We start from the raw sequence: 16,374 nt of genomic DNA on the forward strand, positions 1-16,374 counted from the left end.
AAAAAAATTTTGGGTAAATTAAGAACATTTCGGATAAAATAAGAAACAACCTGATGAGGTTTGGAAAGTTATTTCCGGTTCGGTTTGCCCTGAGTTGTCTGATTCCTTTTTTAATTTCGGGCCTCTTCATACGCCTTTTATGTTATTCTCTTTATCCTGGATTCCCGGCGGTCCATAATGAACCCAGCAATACTTGATTGTATATCCCTTGAAATTTGAAACGATTATCGTATATTGGAGCGTTGATTATTTAAAAATATAAAATGTTATTTTGTATCGGAGCGTTAATATTATCCTCGTTTTGTGTTATTTTGCACATAACGATTAGAGAACTTGCGCGGTGACAAACTCGATGGCATTGAATGCTTCGAACAGCCAGGAAAATTACTTTAAGTAGGCGAAATGCTGGTAAAACAAAAACAGCTGTACAATCACAATTTTATATTATATTTATTCTTATATAATGATCAGTAAATGACTCGGACAACGCAAAAATTAGAAACTTCTGTTAAACCTATGGTTTAACACGACAGCTGAAGGCTGACAGGTGGGGGTAGTTCACAGAGGTAAGCCCAACCAGCTATAAACTCCAATCATTTTCAATCCCATGTACAGCATCACTATGATAAAGATATTCATGAGAGTTTTATGGGACAGCATGTGTGCTACTTTGGAACCCACAAAAGCCATCGGTACACTGGTACCCGCCAGGAGTGCAAGTTGGAGCAGGTTGACATAGCCCAGTGAATAGGCAGGCAATCCCGAAACATTCCAGCCGTTATACATGTATGAAAGGATTCCACCAACGGCAATAATAGCCATCACTGCTGTGGATGTACCTATAGCCTGATGCATCCGGAATCTCAGTCCCAGAACCATAATAGGGATCATTACGACTCCTCCGCCAATGCCTATTATTCCGGATACAAGTCCAAGGAAAATACCGGCAATTGCATACAACATTGGGGATTCGGACGGTTCCTCATCTATCTTCATAGGTTTGGCTGTCAACATCCTTACAGCCCCCAGAACTATTACAAGCCCAAATGCTGTTTTAAGTACATCCCCGGGAAGATTGCTGGCAATGTAAGCCCCCAGGATCGCACCGCAGAAGCCAAAAGCTCCAAGGTAGGAAGCTTGTTTCCAGAGCACAGCACCATTTTTATTGTGGCCGTACGCTCCACTGATTGCTGTCGGAAGAACCACAGCAAGGTTGGTACCAAAAGCAATACGTATTGCAATAGTAGGTTCAATTCCCATTTGCGTCAGGACCCAGAACTGGACAGGAACCATGATAAAGCACCCTCCAACACCTAAGAGCCCGGAAGCAAGACCAACAATTATTCCTGTAATGAGCAGACCGATAATAAATATCATTTCCATATGCTATCTCCTTTATTTTTTCAAAGCAAATTCGAAATTTATTCCACATTTTTTTCATTAAGGGGAACTCTTTTACTAAGTTACAAAGGAATCTATTGTATCTATTTCAAATATATTTGAAATAACCTACTTAACATTTTCTATTTCAATATAATTTGAAATAGCTTTTCGGATTAAATAAGAAAATTTTGGGTAACATAAAAAAATTTCGGGTAAAATAAGATAAAATCTGTTGAGGCTTGGAAAGTTATTTTCGGTCCGGTTTGCCCTGAGCTGCCGGACTTTTTTTTTAATTTCGGGCCTCTTCATACGCCCTTTTTGTTATTCCCTTTATCTTTTCTCCGACAAATGACGATTTTTCACAGTGTGAGGCCACCTTTGGGCTGCAGTTTATGAGCACGTCCATCACTCTATCAGCCATTTTGTAATTTTCCGTGTCTTCGAGCTTTTCCAGAAGTTTGGCCAGGTTCCCGTTAAATTTCCTGCATTTTTCATAATCACACGTTGCCCGGTCATGCAGTTCGCACAGTTCATCCAGATCTTTCAGGATTTCAGGCCAGCTTGTTTTTTCGGTCATCTTACCTCAGCAGGGGGGTCCCCATCCTCGACAGTTCCGGCTTCTTCTCGATCTGATACTGAAAGGTTTGTATGATGCAAGCACTGTCCCTACCTCTCAGGATTGTTTAACCAGCATCCTTAGAGCCTGAAACTGAGGCGGCATTCCAGGGTAACTATAATATTCTTTCGTATCGGCTGCCAGTATTACAAAGCTCCTTACTGGCGATCTGGTCAACCAGGTACTTGCCGAAACAAGCCCCTTCCTCAAAAACCTGAGCCGTTAGGCGAAGGTTTTAGGTGGGGGTAGTTGACAATGGAAGGGCACCATTTAATTTTTTTTCGGATTTTGCAAATGTTCTAAGGTTCTCACACCCTGGTTTCAGAATGTATAAACCTGTTCGCAGTGTTCCATTAAGTCTTCTGTAAAAGTTTCGTAAAAAGCTTCCGGAATTGTTAGCTCTGCTCCGGTCCGTGTCCCTTCGGCTCCTCTACCTTCGGTTCCTCTCCCTTCAGTCCGTATCCCTCTTGCTTCCAGGTCTTCTTTGCAGGCGTAAACTTTGCAGGCGGGCAAATTCCCTCCCAACAGGTGATAAACCCCGTCTCCCGCAAGGTAAAGTCTGGTCGGCTTTCCTCTTTTTTCGGCCCTGACAATTAAGCTGAGACAAAGTTCCGACCTCGGGCTTCCGGGAGGTTTTGTCAGAAGGAAGACCTCTCCTTCTCCTGTTTCCATTTTTGTTCCCCCATTCATTTTTATCTACTATTTTATATGTCCAAATCTGAAATTTTAAAGAAAAAGCACGCAGTCAGACTTTTCCATCGCTTCCAGAAAGTCCTCCTCGTCCGCCAGTTCCACGGTTTCTATCAGGGCTTCCCACAAAAGCCCCCTTTCCAGCAGGGAAGGTTCATGGGCCAGCACCCTCAATTCCCCGTAAGCGTAGAGGATATCCGCAAGGCTCGGAACGCCGAGGCCTTTGCTGTCCTGGCCTGCCAGAGCCAGGTAGACCCCATCCCCGTACAGGCCCAGGGTCACGTCCGGCCCGTTGAGACTTACGACAGCCGCGTTTAATATTCCGTAGGCTTTTTCACTGCCGTAAGGGGCGGTTTCCAGGAGATAAAATACGGATTTCATCGCATAAAGTCCTCTTTTAACAGGTTCAGCGAGAGAGTGCTATTACCCGGTCGCTTTCGCTCAACATTCCGGCCAGTTCATAGAGGCTGGTAATCCTTATTCCGGGAAGGTAATCCTCGCAGTCCCCGGCTTTTGTCTGGTAACCTTTGGCCGCAGCACAGCGGGCACAGGCCCTGATGACTGCTCCTTTTTCGGCCAGGCCGCTGAAAAGCTCGCCCAGATTGGAAAAGAAAGAGGGAGCCTGCCCTTTTTTGGGTATGTGCACCGCATCCAGGTAAAGGAATATGTTTACATGATAGTGTTCCAGCGAAGCTTCTGCAAGCTTGCAGGCCATGTCGGCATATTCGGAAATATAGGGGCCGTCCGTAAGCACTATGGTTAGCGTCTTCAAGATTCCTCCTCCTCATATGTAGGCACTCATATGTAGGCACTCAGGATCCTGAGGTGTTCCAGACTGGTTGCGTATTCCGGCTCCTTCAGGGCCGGGCAGTTGTCCAGGGCCGTATCGCTTCCCATCAGTTTGATGGCAAAGGTGTAGCAGCCCTGTTCTCCGCATTCCCCGCAGTTGGTCTGAGGCAGGTATTTGTAGACCTCCATGGGATCAACCCTGATCTTTTCCCGGGGGGCCGGAGCAACACCTTTTGCTATGGCCTCGTTGATTGTCTCCTTCAGGTCCCCTAGAAGCTTTTTAGCCTCGGCCTCGTCTTTGATCATGGTAATGGTGACTTTCCCGCTGCCGTAGATGGTGGTCAGGACGTCTCCCTTCTGGCTTATCAGGGCCCCGACCCTTTCCGCGTACCGACCTCTCGGAAAAAGAGCTTCAAGGGTTTTGAGAGCTCCTCCCAGGGGGGGTTCCATATTTGCGATTATCCTGAACTTCGTCGGGTCGGCTATGCAGGGTAAAAGTTGCCTGAGCTCTGCGATTTCCACGGGTTTTGCCCCGGCCAGGTCCCGGGACTTCTCCGCTCCTTTCCCGGCTTTTTCTTCAATGAAGTTCCTGCCATATTCGCTCAGGCTTGCGCTTCCCTTCTCCAGATTGATCAGGCCTGCCTGCTGCAAGAGCTTGAGATGATAGTCAAGCATGGCTTTTCCAATTGCCTTTCCGATCTCCTCTATTGTCCGATCCCCCTCGACCAGGAAGTTCATTACTTTCCGTCGGGTTACATTGGCCAGGGCATTGTTTACCAGCTTTATCTCTTTCGGATCTCCAGGCATTTTCACATCCTCCCTAAATCCGTGGCCGAAATCTCTGCACACATCACTTTTTTCCGGAGGCTTTTTTCTTGGAGTGGGCCTCTTCCTGTGGAGCTTGCAGCCACAATCTAATTTATTTTTATATCTCTTTAGTTGATATTTATAGATTGCTGTTTCAATTTATTTTGAAATAGCCTAGCTTTACGAAATAAATAGAATCAGTTGTGGAAAAGTGCAAATCGGAATTTCCTCAGTTCCTTATAATACTTATTGAACTGGTATTAAATATTCAATAGTATATTTCTTATATCAGAACTAGGTAACCAAATGTTTCCTTCCTTTTTCCTATTTTTTATTATTTAAATAAATCTGTATCAGTCGCCTGTATTTGACCCTGTACAGATAAGTTTAAATTGTATCAGTTAAGAAGTAAGTTACCTACTGGTGGTCTCAATGAAATATGTAATAGCAATAATAAGGCCGGAAAGGCTTGATTCAGTCAAACGGGAACTTCAGAATGTTGAAGTCAACCGGCTGACCGTATCGGCAGCTTCCGGATACGGTGCGCAAAAGGGGCATCTTGAAGTCTACAGGGCATTGGAACTTGAAGTAAACCTCCTTGAAAAAATCAGGCTTGATATCGCAGTAAATGATAATTTTTTGAAACCGACGATCGATGCAATCCGGAAGGGAGCCAAAACCAATAGCGGTCAGATCGGAGATGGCAAGATCTTCGTGCTCCCGCTTGAGGATGTCATCAGGATCAGTACGGGTGAAACCGGATCTGACGCTATTTAAGGTGAGGTAAAAAATGGATATTGTAGCAGCAGATCTTGTGTGGGTCTTGATTTCATCCGCACTTGTATTATTCATGCTTCCCGGACTTGCTTTATTCTACGGCGGAATGGTCAGGCGTAAGAATGTCCTGAGCAGCATGATGTATTCCTTTGTCGCAATGGGCGTTATGGCCATAGAATGGGTGGTAATAGGTTACTCGCTTGCTTTTGGAACCGGAAACTGGTTCATAGGTGACCTTGAATACACCTTCCTGCGGGGAATTGACCTTTATTCGGTAACAGGCACAATTCCCACATACGCATTTGTTGTGTTTCAGGGGATGTTTGCCGTAATTACGCCTGCTCTTATCTCCGGCGCGATTGTCGGACGTGCCAAATTTAGCTCATACATTGCTTTCATAGCCCTCTGGGGTGTCATCGTCTACGCCCCGGTCTGTCACTGGGTCTGGGGTGGGGGCTTTCTTACCGGAGAAGCCCTTGACTTCGCAGGCGGTACGGTTGTCCATGTAACTTCAGGTATCTCTTCCCTTGCAATTCTGATCTTTCTCGGAAAGAGAAAGGGGTACGGCGTAGATTCGATTAAACCGCATAATGTTACCCTCACCCTTCTCGGCACAGGACTTTTATGGTTCGGATGGTTTGGGTTCAATGCCGGATCGGCCCTTGCCGCAAATGAGGTTGCAAGCCTTGCATTTCTTACAACATTTATTGCTCCCGCGGCCGCAGGCCTTTCCTGGATGGCGATAGAATGGATACAAACAGGAAAACCAACTGCTCTCGGGTTTGCCACAGGCATTCTTGCAGGCCTCGTCGTAATCACTCCCGCTGCCGGTTTTGTCACGCCAATGGCAGCGATTGCAATGGGTTTAATCTCAGGTATTGTATGTTATGAGGCTGTGATGCTCAAAGGAAAGCTTGGGTATGATGACTCCCTTGATGCTTTCGGCGTCCACGGAGTCGGCGGAATTACCGGCGCTATCTTAACGGGAGTGTTCGCAAGTGTGGGAGCCTCTGGCCTTCTCCTGGGTAACTCACATCAGCTATTCCTCCAGGTCGAAGGAGTTATTCTTACGATTATTTATTCGGTAGTTTGCACGCTCCTGATAGGCCTCGTCCTCCAGAAGACTATCGGGTTCAAGGTTTCCGAGAGCGAGGAAAACATTGGGCTTGATAAAACCCAGCATGGAGAAGCCGCATACAATATTTGAGGGAAATTCCCTCTTTTTTTTATCGGGTAAATCTATATTCTCTCTTTTTTTAAACTGTTTTCAAACTTTCACCTGCATTCGCTTTTAGTTTTTTTGTTCATTTTTGATTTTTTTCAAAGTTCCTCAAATACGAGAACTTTTATTCCCTAACATGAATTCAGGACCATGTTCGAAGAAATAGGCACTGTAAAAAATAAGGCCGATGCAGAGGGTCTCGGGCTCCTTGGGCTCTTCAGGGGAAGTATAAGTGAAATCTGTCTGAAGGAGCCGGAGTCTGTATCCGCATATTTCAACCCGGATTACTCGCATTACATCGTTGTCCATACCCCTCTCAATATACAGTACCCTGAAAAAAGGAAAGAATGGAACCTTCGTTTTTCCAGAGACGCCGGGGTTTCGCTTGTGGAACTGGTGGCAGCCGATGAGACCGCGATCTACGTGAAAGGCCTGATGGCCGTAAACGGTTCAAAAGTCTATGCAATTCTCCCGTACACCTCGATAGACGCGGAGAAAGCGAAGAAAGCAAAGTTTCCGGAAGACCGGATGGGGAAAGTTCGGGCCGGAATCATTCCTGAAGTCCTTTCTGAAATCAAAGGTGAAACGATCCTGGACGTTGGCTGCGGTTTCGGTGGCCTCACTATGGAAATCGCAGGGAACAACCCCGACTCAAAAGTTTACGGGATCGATATCCACAACTCCATGACCGCTCAGGCCCGGATGAACGCCGATGTTCTGGGGGTCCCCAATGTTGAGTTCAGGACCGGAAGTGCCTATGCTCTGCCTTTTGAGGCCGGCTCGATTGAAACGGCGACCTGCTTTTTCATGCTTCACCATCTTGAAGACATCCGCTATGCCCTTTCTGAAATCAAAAGAGTCCTGAAAGCCGGAGGGGAACTGACGGCGATAGAACCACTTGTGCAGCATCACACCCACGGGACTATGCTTTCGGAAGGCGGCTGGAAAGAGCTTTTTGAAGAGGCGGAGTTTGAAACTGTTGTGGAAAGCAAACCCGGAGCTGTCTTCCTGAAGGGGCGAAAAAGAGATATCTGAGTTATTCAGGCAAAATAATTGGTCAACTACCCGCCAACAATTATTTAGACTATTGTTCACACAGGTTTCAGACATGATCCCCGAAACTTCTTATGATATCATCGTGGTTGGGGCAGGCCCCGCCGGTTCCACGGCCGCCCTGTACGCCGCCAGAAACGGGGCCTCTGTCCTTTTAATCGATAAAAAACAGGAGATCGGAACCCCTATCCAGTGTGCGGGCTTCCTGCCTGACGCGAGCGAAGTCAGAGCTCTGCTTCCGGCAGCCGAACTGCCCGAAACTCTGGAAAACTATCCGGCTTCCTGCCTCCTCCGCAGGATAAGCACCCAGCGTATAATCCCCCCTTCCGGAAACGTTAAGGAATTTCCTGTTAAGGGGGCTGTCCTCGACCGCCGCAGGTATGACCAGTTCCTGGCAGAGCAGGCAGCCCTGGCAGGGGCGGAACTGATGGTTAAAACAAAGGTCCGTTCAATCGAAAACACGACGGTCGAAACCTCGGGAGCTTTCGGAAAACACAGGATCAGCGCAAAAGCAATAATCGGAGCCGACGGCCCGAACTCTCTTGTCGCTAAGGCAAAGGGCCTGACCTGGAAACCCGGCTCGAAGGAAACTTCCGTCGCTCTTGAGTACCAGGTGAGAAATGTCGATATAGACCCCGATACCCTCGAAATGTATTTCGGAAAAGAGTTCGTCCCCGGCGGCTACGCCTGGATTTTTCCGGAAGGCGAGGACAGGGCCAATGTGGGGGTAGGGTTAAGGACCGGCATGGCCGAAAAAGGAGTCTCTGCGAGAACCTACCTCAACCGTTTCATGCGAGAGCACCCCCTGGCCGCCCCCAGGCTGAAAAATGCCGTCGTCATGAACGTTATAGCGGGCATCCTCCCGGTCAACGGGGCCCCCGAAAAGACCGCGACCGCCGATTCCCTGATAGTGGGGGATGCGGCTGGCCATGTCATCGCAACAAACGGAGGCGGAATCCCTCCCGCCATGATCGCCGGAAAAATCGCGGGAGAAACTGCTGCTGAATTTATACAGGGAAAATGCCGGCTAGAGGACTACGACTGGCGCTGGAGAGCTCAAATGGGCTCAGCTCTTGAAACCTCGGTTCAGGCCAGGCAGCTCATGGATGGGCTCATGAAATCCGATACCCTGATGAACGCGGCCTTCAAGTTAATTTCCCCGGAACAGCTGAAGGTCATGCAGTGCGGAAAAATGCCGGCTCCGGTCAGGCTGGGGCTTCAGGCCCTCAACCGAAAAAAGTAAAAATTAAGTGGAAGCAGGGTCAGGCCTCGATAGGTCCCATTTCCTGTTTTCTCATTTCGGTTTCGGCATCATCCCGGTTGTACTTTGCCTCAGGGTAGTTAGGCCGGATATCGAGGGCCTGGTCAAAGCAGTCAATTGCTTCTTGATATTGTTTCAGGACGACGTATTCGAGGCCCTTGAGGTTCCAGGCCCCGGCAAAGTCCGGTTTGAGGGTAATTACGTTGTCCAGGTATTCGATTTTCTTTTCAGGATCGGTTTCCCTGGCAGCGAGCTGGTACCATTCTTCGGCGTTTTTGCCTTCGATCTGTTTTTTGAAAAGTTTGTCCAGAAAACTCAATAGAATCACTTCCCATTATTATATGGGTCTGGTAAATAGAAATAAGTAGCGCTGCTACACTGGCGGCCGAAGAATAATAGCTAAGTTTTTTTTCAGGGGGCATGGGCTTTTTTTTAGTCGATTTTCAATCCCGGTGCTCTCAACGGCCGACGCAGGAGGCCGGGTTTTTCGAAAATAAAATGAAGATAAAATTCAGGCTAAAAAAGCGGGTCAGAATGAACAAAAGCATGTTAGGAGGCAGCATTCCTGTCTGTTTGGCCTGATATCACATTCTTCAAAAACCTGTTATGGCGTTCGATTTCAAATTTTTTCTTTTCAGTCATGAAAAGCCCGGCCTGATGGCCGGTGAGTACGCCGGAATCCAAGGAAATCGAATTCAAAACCCATTCCGGTATCCTGCCAGCCGAACAATTTCGTAAAAAAAGTATTATGTTTCGCCCATAATTATTTAAGATCTGAAGCCTGGGAAAGCCTCGGGTAGAAGGCAACCGGAGACGGGGATAACCTCCCTCATCTCTGAGGATTTCCAGAAATAAGGGACATGTCCACAAAAATTCAGGCAGGGAGCCCGGTTGCTTTAGCGCCGGGAGGAATGCCGCACTTCTCTGTTGAATATTCATAACCATCTGTCCTCTGTAATACTTTGAAGTATTTTTTATTAATTGAGATCCTTTTCCCCTCTTTGTTTTTGATGTCGAAACTACCCGATTTTCTACAAGCAACGGAACCAAACCATGTCCCTTTGTACTTGCCTTTGGGTACAACCGCCTTGACTGTATCGCCAGTTTGAAAACCGAAAAAGGTTTTTTGCCGGGGTAAGTATGACCGTGGAAAGCCGTACTTATCAAGGTTTGTTCTTTTATACTGCCCTCTTCCTTTTGCTTTGATATGCAGGACGTTGTTTGTTGCAAAATTGATTTTTTCTGGAGTGGATTCTCCTACACAAATAGCATCAAAATGATGATCTTTTGGCAGCTCTGCCCTGATTCGGTTCATTTTTGTCCTTGCACCCGTGCCGCATTCTACCGGAAGTCCTGTTTTAGTCAATGCCTCGAAAACTTTCCATCTGGTAGCTGTTACAATCGCAGCATCTTTAAGCGACTTTTTGGCCAGGTTCTGCACTTCAGGATGTCCAAACTCTTCTGCAGTTTGACTTCCTTTTTTCTGGTTGCATTCTCTACAAGCCAATGTTAAATTGGAGACTCTGTTTGAGCCTCCTCTGATTTTAGGAATAATGTGTTCAATCTCCAACGGAACGTTTTCAGCTCCGCAGTACACACATTTTCTACCACATTTTTCAAGCAGGTATTCCCGGACCTCATAACCTTGCAGCTCTCCCTGCTGATACTCAATTCCACTTATCTCAGGGTTTTGCATGAGTTGAGTATCAAACTTGCAGTTTTCATAGGAAATATGTGTCAGTGGGCATAGTTTCCTGAGCCTATCTGCCCAATTTCCTATGTTATCTACACGGCTTTGCAGGGATGGAGGCAGCCAGCCTTCCCGCCTTTTCCGGTTCAGAAACCTCGGTTTTCTGTATCTGGTTTTGCGGTTTCTTCGGGTTCTCCTCATTGCTCTTCTGCTATCCATATTCTTTTTTATGCTTGTTTTGTGGTGCAACTGTGCAACCCAGACAACATTTGAACCTTTCAGAATAGCAAGACCCGTGTGACGGCTTCCGTAATCTATTTTCAGTCTAAAAGCCGAATTGTCCTTAGACTCTTTCAGCTCTTTGAGTCGAATTGTAAAGGGATATTTTTTGTGAATAACCGCTTTTCCCGCTTTAAGCAGTTTTCTTGCAACTGCTTCATGGCAGGGACTTAACGGCTCTTTGTTTTTGTTAAGTATAAATATCATGCTGGATTTCTCCTCTCTGCGCTGGAAACAAATTTCCATAGCAGGTAACGCAATTTTTAAATTGTCTCCCCTCGCCAATGTTGGAAACGCTTGTCATGCGTAGCACACCGTCCCTACCTCTCAGGACTTTTAATACTACACGATAGAGCTGCAAACTGAGGAAGCATTCGCAGGTATCAGTCGGCTAAGTCGGAGGGATTACTCCCTCTTTCTCGCCTAAGAACTGTACGTGAGACTTTCACCTCATACAGCTCAAGCATCTCTTAACTCGTTAGGGCAGCAGTTATTTGGTTAATAACTGCTTTCGTAAGTCATGACTTGCAGCCTATTAACATGTGTTTTGTTTGTAAGCTTCTCGTGGATTGATTTCTCGATCAGCGTATTTGAATGACTTACATTCATAGGTCATACCTTCATTCTTACGTTTTGATACCACGGAGTAAGTCTGCATCCTTTTGGATTAGGGCAAATTTTGAACCCCTATACAGTTCATTACAAATTGTCATTCGCTTTCTACTCCTTTCCTTTACCCTCTATGTCATTGTCATCCTTTGCAGGATTCCTACCCCGAGGGGAACATATAGGGCTTACCAAGTTCTATAAAATGAATAATTGTGAATACCTTAGAAGCCATCTTTAAACCGAAAATCATATGTCCATTTCCCAATAAGTATGTCAAGCCTTATTGGTCTGATTTCATTACCATTTTGGTTCAAGCGTATCAATCTAATTTCGCTTGTTGTTGGTCACGATTCTTACAATGGTTCACATTACGTTCTTCTTAGAATTCTTATCCTAACAGATGGTTTAGATTAGATTTCTAAACTTCTCCATATTGTCATATGAGCTTCACACCTTGACGTTACCATCAACGCATGTCATAGTAGGATTATCCCAAATGGAAGGGATAGCGTTACCGCAATTCATATTATAGCTTTCTTGTCGCACTGACATTTCCAACGTAGTCAATTAAGACTTAGGCTGGTCAACTAGGGCTTATACAAGCCCCACTGCTTCAGCGTGGGGTAGTTGACCGTTAATTTTCTGAGAGTTTTTTCTCTTTCAACCTGTCCATAACATACTCGACGTTCTTTTTTGGATCTTTATAGGAGGGGTATATTTTTATGGCCCGTTTGAGGTATTCAAGCGCTTCGTCGTACTTTTTCAGTTTAGCAAGGGCCAGCCCCTTATTGTTAAGTCCGAATGAATTATCAGGTCTGCCTTCCAGAAAGATGTCAAAGCATTCGATTGCTTTTTCGTACTGTTTAAGCTGTATATACACTGTTCCCAGGGCGTTTCTTGTTTCGTGATTATTGGGGTCCAGGTCCAGGGCTTTTTTCAGACATTCAGCTGACTTTTCGTATTTTTCAATTAGAAGGAGGATGTACCCCTTGTTTTCCCAGGCTTCGGGGAATTCGGGGTCAAGGGTGAGGGCTTTCTCAATGAAGTCAAGGGCCTCGTCGTACTTTTCCAGATGTCTGGATACGACTCCTTTTGCAAGCCATGCATAAGCGCTTTCAGGTTCAAAAGCCAGGATTTTCTCGGCGCATTCGGCAACTTCTTCGTACCTGTCGAGCAGCAGCAGGGCATCGATTTTAAGTTCCAGAGCTTCCAACGATTCCGGTTTTATTTTAAGGGCTTTGTCCAGATATTCGATTTCCAGTTCTAACCTACCAAGCTCTTTTAGAGCTCTGGCTGCGGAAAGCGGGGCCCTGTAATTTTCCGGGTCCAGTTTGCAGGCCCTGTTATAGGCCTTGAAAGCTCCTGCATACTTAGATAAGCCCATTAAAACATCTCCTTTTGAAACCCGGACATCTGCCAGGCCGGGGGTGAGCTTCAGGGCTTTTTCATAAGCTTTGAGGGCTTCTTCAGGTCTTCCGAGTTTTTGCAGGACGTTTCCTTTTCTCCTCCAGACAAGAGGGTCTTTCCGGTTAAGGGCCAGGGCCTGCTCGTAGCATTCAAGAGCCTCTTCGGCCCTGGACATTTCTGTCAGGACATCGCCTTTGAGTTCCCAGGCTCCGGGATATTCGGGGGAAAGCCCAAGTGCTGTTCTGGAACATTCAAGGGCCTCTTCATATTTTTTAAAGAGCAGAAGTGCCCTTCCTTTGTTAACCCATATTCCTTCTATTTTCGGTTCAAGAGCCAGGGCCCGGTCGTAGGCTTTGATTGCATCCTCAAATTTACCCTGCAAGGAAAGGATTAAGCCCCCGTTTGCCAGGGCAGGGAAAGAATCCGGGTTAAACTTTAAGACCTGTTCATAAACTTCAAGGGCCTCATCCATCCTTTTCAGTTTCAGGAATACTTCTGCCTTTTCAATCAGGGCTTCTTCGAATTTTTTATCAATTTTAAGGACTTTGTCGAGGTAAAGCAGCTTTTTTTCCGGGTTTCGGGCCTTTAAGCTCAGCTCAAACCACTCCTCTGCCACCCTGTCCTCGAATTTCCTAACTTTTTTGGCCAGTTTCCTCACCTCTAAGTGGTCACATCCAAACATTGAATATATTTTCATCTCAAGCTGGATGAGCCCTGGTTTTTGATTATTGTATTTTTAGGTACTACACATTTCCAATGGCAAGAGGCCCATTAAATCAACATCTTTGAAACCTTGCTTTGATTAAAAAACTATCAAATCGAGGAAGTGTTCTTTTTTTCCTTCAGAATTCTGGCTATAATCTGCCTGTTCTTTTTTGCTTGTTGGTTCCTGGGATTTATTTCAAAAGCTCTGTTAAAGCATTCGAAGGCTTCCTCATACCTTTCCATTTTATCGAAAGTCGTTCCTTTATTGTTCAGGGCAGAAGAATCATCAGGATGTATATCCAGCAGTTTATCAAAACATTCTAATGATTTTTCGTATTCATTTAGATATGAATAAACAACACCCTTTGAGTTCCAGATATTCAGATTCTCAGGGTCCAAAGTAAGGGCTCGGTCATAGTTTTCAATTGCTTCCTCATATTTTCCAAGTTCCTGAAAGGAATATCCACGCTGGGCCCGGGCCGCGGAAGTTTCGGAACCAAGGGCAAAAGCCATGTCGAAGGATTCTATTGCCTCTTCAAAGCTTCCTGAGTAATTGGCTGCAACCCCTTTCTTTATCCAGATTTCCGGGTCTTTCGGGCTGATGGCCAGAATTTTGTTGAAGGCATGGACAGCACGCCTGTGCCTGCCAAGTAAATGGTTTGCATCTCCTTTTATTGTGAGGACTTCAAGGGACTTCGGGGAGCACTTCAGAGCAGCGTCAGCATAGTTAATTGCGTCCTGATACTTTGAATATCTCATTAGTATTCGGGCACAGGATAGCAGGGAATAAAAGTTATCAGGTTCTATTTCAAGGGCTTTGTAATAAGCTTTAAGAGATTCAGGATCTCTTTTAAGCATCTGCAGCATATCTGCTTTTGAAATCCAGATATCTACATGTTTGGGATTCAATTTAAGGGCCTTTTCATAGGCTTCAAGGGCTTCTTCATACCTTTTAAGTTTCTGTAAAGCTGCTCCCTTCCCCATCCAGGCTTCAAAGATTTTTCCGTTGAGGGCCAGGCCTCTATCATAGGCTTCGATTGCTTCCTCATTCCTGTCCAGTATGTTCAATGATTCGGCTCTGGAAAACCAGGTTCCTGCAGCCTCAGGGTTAATTTCAAGAGCTCTGGCATAGCATTCGAGAGCTTTTTCATCGTTTTCCAGCCTCGAAAATGAATTTCCTCTATTAATCCACACCCCCTCATTTTCCGGGTAAAGGACCACGGCCCGGGCGTAGAGTTCAAGAGCTTCTTCATCCCTTCCGTCTTCGAATAGAAAAGCCCCTTTATTAAGATAAGCATTTTCTGAATCCGGGTTAATGGCAAAAATCATATCAAACAATTTGAAAGTGTCCTCTTTATGTCCTGCCTGGAATAAAACTTCGGTCATTTGAAACAGGAGGTCTTCAAATTTAGGATTAAGCTTGTAGGCCCGTTTGAAACACTCCATCTTTTTTTCCGGGTCGCTGATGTCCATGCCCCGTTTGAACCAGACGCTGGGGTCATTTTCATCGAATTTCTTTTGTAGTTTTAAGAGTTTACTTTTTGCCAGTTCTTCTCTGTTTCTTTTCTTTTTTATTAATTTTCTAGACATTTTAGGCACACTCTGGAAGCCAGTTCAAATATTTTAAAAATCCCAATAATTCAAAAAATCAAATCCAATGCCTGATGATTTATTCTATTTTTCTCTATTCTATTTTTTTCAATTCTATTTTATTTTTCTACAGGGGGCAGATAGCAAGGGCTCTATTATAGTATTCCAGGGCCTTTTCGTATTCTTCTATTTCAGCGTGGACATTTCCAAGCAGGATCCAGCCTCTTACAAACTTAGGTTTCAGTCTTACCGCGTTTTCGAAACACTCTCTTTTTTTTGCGATGTCCTTCTCCTCTGTCCCGACTTCGACCCAATCAATTGCGGTTTTGCCGTCAATTCTTTTCAAAAAAGTTCTTTCGAAAAATTCGAAAAATCCCAACTTTTTCCACTTTTTAATTTCTTTCGACAGGAGATCCGATGATTATGGTTCAAGCTCCAGATACCTGTCAATAATTAAGGTTCAAGCTCCAGATACTTATCAGTACACTTCTGGGCTTCGTCGGACCTTCCGAGTTCCTCCAGGACTTTTGCTTTTTGCTCCCAGCTTTCTGCGTATTCGGGTTCAGAGGCAATGGCCCTGTCATAAGCCTTCAGAGCTTTTTTATATTCTTTAAGAGATGCAAACACATTTCCTTTCCCAATCCAGGCCCACTTGTATTTCCGGTTGAATTTAAGAGCCGTATTTAAAGCCTGCAGGGCTTTTTCATATTCCTTAAGGCCTGCAAGGGCGTTTCCTTTTTCAGTCCAGGAGTTTTCGTTTTCAAATCCCAGTTGAATTTCCTTATTAAAAGTCGTCAGGGCTTCTTCAAACCTTTCAAGTTCGAGCAGGGTCAGGCCCCTGTTATGCATGGCATAGACATTTCCCGGCTCCAGTTCAAGCCCCTTTTCGGTGGCCTCAAGCGACTCAGGGTATCGTTTGAGCCGGGAGTATATAATCCCCAGGTTAACCCAGACTTCAGCGGCTTTCGGGTCCAATTCAAGCGCTTTTTTGAGGGGGTCGAGGGCTTCTTCAAATCTTTTAAGTGTGTACATGACCTGGGCCTTTGACACCCAGGGTCCGGCATCTCCGGGATTTTCAACGATGGATTTATCAATGAGTATCAGGAAAGCTTCCGGGTCAAGTTCCAGGGCCTTATTATAATAATTTAACGCCTTTTCCCGGGCTCCCAGTGCGGAAAAAGCATGACCTTCTCCCAACCAGGCTTCATAATAGTTGGGGTCAATGTCGGTTGCTTTTTCGTAGCATTCGAGAGCTTCCTCAAACAGTTCAAAGTCCATGTAAAGTTCAGCTTTGTAATACCAGGCCTCCTTATAGTGGGGGTTCCTTACAATGGCATTTTCATAATACAGGAGTTGTTTTTCAGGATCTGCTTCGCAGCTGGCCATCTCAACCCATTCTTCGGCAACTTTGCGGTTGACATTCTTTTTTTTATTCACTAGTTTAACACCTTTCCTTTTTATACCTGTACAGGTTTGGTTTTCAGAATTATACTGGG

The 16,374-nt window shown here is 45.5% G+C and carries 16 protein-coding genes; 4 read left to right on the forward strand and 12 right to left on the reverse strand.

Annotated features, from left to right (window positions below):
- Positions 1–558 precede the first annotated feature (558 nt).
- The 6 genes from ACZ5QV_RS09905 to ACZ5QV_RS09930 form a co-directional block, all read right to left on the reverse strand.
- Positions 559–1,383 (reverse strand): sulfite exporter TauE/SafE family protein, encoded by an 825-nt coding sequence (locus ACZ5QV_RS09905; RefSeq protein WP_464599666.1) that lies wholly within the window; start codon positions 1,381–1,383, stop codon positions 559–561.
- Between the two features lie 289 nt (positions 1,384–1,672).
- Positions 1,673–1,960, reverse strand: a complete 288-nt coding sequence (locus ACZ5QV_RS09910) for a hypothetical protein (protein WP_464599667.1) — start codon at positions 1,958–1,960, stop codon at positions 1,673–1,675.
- 360 nt (positions 1,961–2,320) lie between these two features.
- Positions 2,321–2,671, reverse strand: a complete 351-nt coding sequence (locus ACZ5QV_RS09915) for a hypothetical protein (RefSeq protein WP_464599668.1) — start codon at positions 2,669–2,671, stop codon at positions 2,321–2,323.
- A 54-nt stretch (positions 2,672–2,725) separates the two neighbouring features.
- Complete coding sequence (locus tag ACZ5QV_RS09920) at positions 2,726–3,070, reverse strand: DsrE family protein (RefSeq protein WP_464599669.1); 345 nt, start codon at positions 3,068–3,070, stop codon at positions 2,726–2,728.
- 25 nt (positions 3,071–3,095) lie between these two features.
- Complete coding sequence (locus ACZ5QV_RS09925) at positions 3,096–3,461, reverse strand: DsrE/DsrF/TusD sulfur relay family protein (protein WP_464599670.1); 366 nt, start codon at positions 3,459–3,461, stop codon at positions 3,096–3,098.
- A 26-nt stretch (positions 3,462–3,487) separates the two neighbouring features.
- Complete coding sequence (locus ACZ5QV_RS09930; RefSeq protein ID WP_464599671.1) at positions 3,488–4,285, reverse strand: (Fe-S)-binding protein; 798 nt, start codon at positions 4,283–4,285, stop codon at positions 3,488–3,490.
- 432 nt (positions 4,286–4,717) lie between these two features.
- Here ACZ5QV_RS09930 and ACZ5QV_RS09935 point away from each other — a divergent pair, with 432 nt between their 5' ends.
- The 4 genes from ACZ5QV_RS09935 (at position 4,718) to ACZ5QV_RS09950 (ending at position 8,580) form a co-directional block, all read left to right on the forward strand.
- Complete coding sequence (locus tag ACZ5QV_RS09935) at positions 4,718–5,062, forward strand: P-II family nitrogen regulator (RefSeq protein ID WP_464599672.1); 345 nt, start codon at positions 4,718–4,720, stop codon at positions 5,060–5,062.
- 13 nt (positions 5,063–5,075) lie between these two features.
- Positions 5,076–6,269, forward strand: a complete 1,194-nt coding sequence (locus ACZ5QV_RS09940; RefSeq protein ID WP_464599673.1) for an ammonium transporter — start codon at positions 5,076–5,078, stop codon at positions 6,267–6,269.
- Between the two features lie 165 nt (positions 6,270–6,434).
- A complete protein-coding gene (locus ACZ5QV_RS09945; protein WP_464599674.1) occupies positions 6,435–7,319 on the forward strand; it encodes a class I SAM-dependent methyltransferase in 885 nt (294 codons plus the stop codon).
- Positions 7,320–7,392: 73 nt separating this feature from the next.
- The gene (locus tag ACZ5QV_RS09950; protein ID WP_464599675.1) at positions 7,393–8,580 is read left to right on the forward strand and encodes a geranylgeranyl reductase family protein; all 1,188 of its coding nucleotides are present in this window, start codon (positions 7,393–7,395) and stop codon (positions 8,578–8,580) included.
- A 19-nt stretch (positions 8,581–8,599) separates the two neighbouring features.
- On the opposite strand, the gene ACZ5QV_RS09955 is transcribed toward ACZ5QV_RS09950, so the two are convergent.
- From ACZ5QV_RS09955 to ACZ5QV_RS09980, 6 genes are all read right to left on the reverse strand, one after another.
- Positions 8,600–8,917 carry a tetratricopeptide repeat protein gene (locus ACZ5QV_RS09955; protein ID WP_464599676.1) on the reverse strand — a complete coding sequence of 106 codons (318 nt, stop codon included), beginning with the start codon at positions 8,915–8,917 and terminating at the stop codon, positions 8,600–8,602.
- 555 nt (positions 8,918–9,472) lie between these two features.
- Complete coding sequence (iscB, locus tag ACZ5QV_RS09960; RefSeq protein ID WP_464599677.1) at positions 9,473–10,774, reverse strand: RNA-guided endonuclease IscB; 1,302 nt, start codon at positions 10,772–10,774, stop codon at positions 9,473–9,475.
- A gap of 1,036 nt (positions 10,775–11,810) precedes the next feature.
- Positions 11,811–13,280, reverse strand: a complete 1,470-nt coding sequence (locus ACZ5QV_RS09965; RefSeq protein WP_464599678.1) for a tetratricopeptide repeat protein — start codon at positions 13,278–13,280, stop codon at positions 11,811–11,813.
- A 116-nt stretch (positions 13,281–13,396) separates the two neighbouring features.
- Positions 13,397–14,878 carry a tetratricopeptide repeat protein gene (locus ACZ5QV_RS09970; protein ID WP_464599679.1) on the reverse strand — a complete coding sequence of 494 codons (1,482 nt, stop codon included), beginning with the start codon at positions 14,876–14,878 and terminating at the stop codon, positions 13,397–13,399.
- Positions 14,879–15,005: 127 nt separating this feature from the next.
- On the reverse strand, positions 15,006–15,224 hold the full coding sequence (locus ACZ5QV_RS09975) for a tetratricopeptide repeat protein (RefSeq protein WP_464599680.1): 219 nt from the start codon (positions 15,222–15,224) through the stop codon (positions 15,006–15,008).
- Positions 15,225–15,331: 107 nt separating this feature from the next.
- The gene (locus ACZ5QV_RS09980) at positions 15,332–16,315 is read right to left on the reverse strand and encodes a tetratricopeptide repeat protein (protein WP_464599681.1); all 984 of its coding nucleotides are present in this window, start codon (positions 16,313–16,315) and stop codon (positions 15,332–15,334) included.
- Between the last annotated feature and the right edge of the window lie 59 nt (positions 16,316–16,374).

The sequence above is a fragment of the Methanosarcina baltica genome (assembly GCF_055394095.1).